The following is a 693-nucleotide window of genomic DNA, read 5'->3' as shown; positions in this document are numbered from 1 at the left end:
TGGATATCCCCCTGAATTTTCCAGTGTAAGTTAAGCTACATTTTTTAAAAATTGTAAATTATTATTAAACTCAAAAATAGTTTTATAATTCAAAGCTTTATGTCTTCTATTTCTGTTATACCAAATTTCAATATACTGAAAAATTTGTTTTTTCATTTTCTCTCTTGTAATTAATTTATTTCCATAAATCATTTCAGTTTTTAACGATTTAAAGAAACTCTCAGCCACAGCATTGTCCCAGCAATTCCCTTTCCTTGACATGCTACGGATAACACCATAAGAATCAAGCGTATTTGCAAACTTCTTTGACGCATATTGTATTCCTCGATCAGAATGAAATAGCATTCCTTTTTTAATCGTTCTATTCTTTATAGCCATACGCCATGCTGATAAAGTTGTATCTTCAGTACTCATCGTATTGCTCAAACTCCAACCAATGACCTTTCTATCATATAAATCGATAATTGTTGTTAAATATAAAAATCCTTCTTGAGTTTGAATATAAGTAATATCTGATACCCATTTCATAGAAGGTTTTGAAGCGTAAAAATCTCGATTAAGAAGATTATTTACAGTTAAATAATTATGTTTAGAATTTGTTGTAACTCTAAACTTTTTACTTAATTTACTTCTTAAACCAAGCTCTTGCATATATTTAGCAACTGTTTTAACTGATATTCTGTAACCTAAAGC

Annotated in this window: 1 protein-coding gene; it reads right to left on the bottom strand. The window is 28.6% G+C overall.

The window, feature by feature from the left end:
• Positions 1–30 precede the first annotated feature (30 nt).
• On the bottom strand, positions 31–693 hold a 663-nt coding region (locus tag HXZ74_RS17155), incomplete at its 5' end, for an IS3 family transposase (protein WP_286476519.1).

The organism is Empedobacter sp. R750 (genome assembly GCF_030324345.1).
GTDB classification, from domain to species: domain Bacteria; phylum Bacteroidota; class Bacteroidia; order Flavobacteriales; family Weeksellaceae; genus Empedobacter; species Empedobacter falsenii_C.
This window is presented reverse-complemented; position numbering and strand designations above follow the sequence as displayed.